Source organism: Methylobacterium sp. E-046 (assembly GCF_022829625.1).
Lineage (GTDB): Bacteria > Pseudomonadota > Alphaproteobacteria > Rhizobiales > Beijerinckiaceae > Methylobacterium > Methylobacterium longum.
Genome location: NZ_JAKSYP010000024.1, coordinates 1 through 2,737 on the forward strand (window position 1 = coordinate 1; position 2,737 = coordinate 2,737).

1 protein-coding gene is annotated in these 2,737 nt (G+C 61.6%); it reads right to left on the reverse strand.

From position 1 onward, the window contains the following. Positions 1-2,056, reverse strand: a 2,056-nt coding sequence (locus MKK82_RS01030) for a S8 family serine peptidase (RefSeq protein WP_243984313.1), incomplete at its 3' end; no start/stop codon positions are given. Positions 2,057-2,737 lie beyond the last annotated feature (681 nt).

The following is a 2,737-nucleotide window of genomic DNA, read 5'->3' on the forward strand; positions in this document are numbered from 1 at the left end:
TTCCGCCGTTGAAGGCGAGGGGTCCGCTGGGGGCGCCGAGGTTGGGGTCGCGCGCGACCGAGAGGGTGCCGGCCGCCAGGAGGACGCCGCCCGAGAAGGTGTTGGTCCCGCTCAGCGTCAGCGTGCCGAGCCCGAGTTTGATCAGGCTGCCCTGAGTGGAAATGCCGGTGAAGGAGGCGATCCGCCTGGTCTCGATCCGAGACTCCGCCTGCCAATCACGGACGATCAACGCGATGGTGCGGTCGTAATCGACGCTCGTCAGTCCTGAGAGATAGCTGTCCAGGAGGTCACCTACGTTCGTGCGGGTCGACGCGTAGGCTGGGTCCGTGAGAGGCCAGACACCATCATACCCGTTGGACCGGACGAACGTCGCCAGGATCTGGCTGGCGACGGGATCGTCGGCAGCCGTCTTGACGGCGCCCTGGATCGCGGACGGGCTGCCGTCGCGCAGCGCGCTGACGACGCCGTCCAGCGCGGTCCGGCTGTCCGGAAGGCTGGCGATCAGGATTGGGACGTGAAGACAGGAATCGAGATCCGACCTGCGGGTCGCCCAGGCGGTGGTCTCGGCGTCGTTCTCCTGCTTGCGCTGGATCAGCGCGTCCTCTGAGATATCGTTGGACCATCTATCCGTCCTGCCCGCCGGCAGGTTAACGGCGACGGGGCCCAGGAACTGGCCGGGCCCCCGCATGGCCTTGGCGAGGTCGATGACGCCCCAGCCCCAGACAGCGTTGGGAGCATTGGGGTTGGCGTCGGGAACGCCGGCGACGGCATCGCGGTGATAGGCGGTGGTGAGCAGGACGTCGCGGGCCTGCGTGTTGGTCATATACGGATAGCGCTGCATGATGACCGCCAGCGCGCCGGTAGCGTGCGGCGCCGCCATCGAGGTGCCATCGACCTTAGTGTAGCCGGTCTGATGGCCCGGATTGATACCCCAGCCATAGGGCTCCCAGACGGCATCAGGCGTGTACGGCGGTGCCGTACTGTTGATTGCATCGCCCGGAGCGGCGACATACCAATACTTGGCGACGCCGGCGCGGTTCGAATATGAGGCGAGGACGAGATCCTCGGGTGTCGTGCTTCCGTTGGTACCTCGCCCGACCGAACCGATCGCGAGCCAGTGCTTCTCGGTATCGGGCCGGAAATACGGTAGGGACGAGCGAACGTTCGGATTGTCGAAGCCGGTGTTTCCCGCAGCGAAGACTTGAATGATGCCGTACTGCTTGGCGACATCGGTCAAGGCATCGACGTAGCCGAGCTGGCCGTCGAATTTCGTGTAGGCTTGGCGCAAGCCCGCGAGCGTGTTGTAGTTGTCCACAGGCGGCGGGCTGCCCCAGGACGAGTTGATCGCCCGGGCGCCGGCGGCCGCGAGACTGCCATAGGCGTTCTTGAAGTACGCGTAGTCGGCGTTTGCCCCGTAGATGCTGTCATCCGTCGTGTTCGTGTTTGCCACGTAGACTGTGGCATCGAACGCCACACCGTGCATGCCGACGCCGTCGCGAGCGGCCGCCACCGACCCGGTGACGTGCGTGCCGTGGGGATCGTTGAGGGCGGGATCGTAGGTGCCGGGGACGTTGTAGGGCTCACCCCGTCTGAAGAAACTCGGCTGCGGAGACAGGTCGTTCGGCGCTCCGGACGAATCCACGAAATAGTAGCCGTCCGATCCAAAGGTACCGGTGATCGTGAGCGGCTTTACCCAGCCGTCGGCGAATTCCGGGTGGGCGCTGTAGATGCCCGAATCGACCACGCCGACCGTGACGCCCAGACCCGTGTAACCGGCTGCATAAGCATTGGCGGCGCGCATGGCCTCCAGGCCCCAATCGGCCTGATATTCCGGGGTGCGCCAAGTTTGCGGATCAGTGCTGGCCGTGCTCTGCGCGAGGGCGGGGTTCGAACCGGACCATCCTAAAACCGCGAGGCCCAAGCTCGCACGCCACCAGATCGATATAACCGAATCCCGAAGCCGCATCTTTTCCATGATGCCCGATAATAATTCTGTATTATTGTACATATATCCGCCCAAAAGCCACTTTTGAAATAAAACTCTGCCCTTTATCAAAACAGAATTACGATCTACGTACGTTTTGATGCCGGTCCAGCAATCAATCTAGAAACTTTTTCGACTTTTGATCAATGGCGAACTTTAATCCCTTAAATGCGACTTGTATATGATAGATATGACCTGATTTACAAATAATAATTTTATTTATCAAACTTACATGTCTGAAAAATCTGATGAGATTTCTATTGACGGCCAAATTTCTGTGGCATCGAATTCACCGCGCAACATCGATTGGCCGACGCGTTGCATTTTTACGACATTCCATTGAGAGCGGACGCTTCGCTCGGCCGTTCCCGCTCGGACAAGTCATTCAGATGCGCTCTGACAAGGCTGGAACGCTCGCCCCAGCATCTGACGCTGCGTTAATGACGCCGAACGGCCGACCGATCTTCGAACGCTATACCGCCCTCTGCCGAAGTGAACGGCGGTTCGGCGCAGGAACAGGCGCCCCGCCCTGCGAAGCTCGCTCAGTGCGTTCCCATCTCCTCTGACGAAGTCCGCGTTCGTGCCACTGAACGCCGCGGCCGGTTGTGTCCTCTGGCGTGGTGTAGCTTCGGCGTGGCCACCACGATCACCGGCCGGGGCCGGATTGATCAGGCTGCCAGGGTGGGCAGGCTGACGAGGGGATCATCGCCGATCGGGGCGATGCTTTCCAGGGTGAGGTAGCGGGAGCGCTGG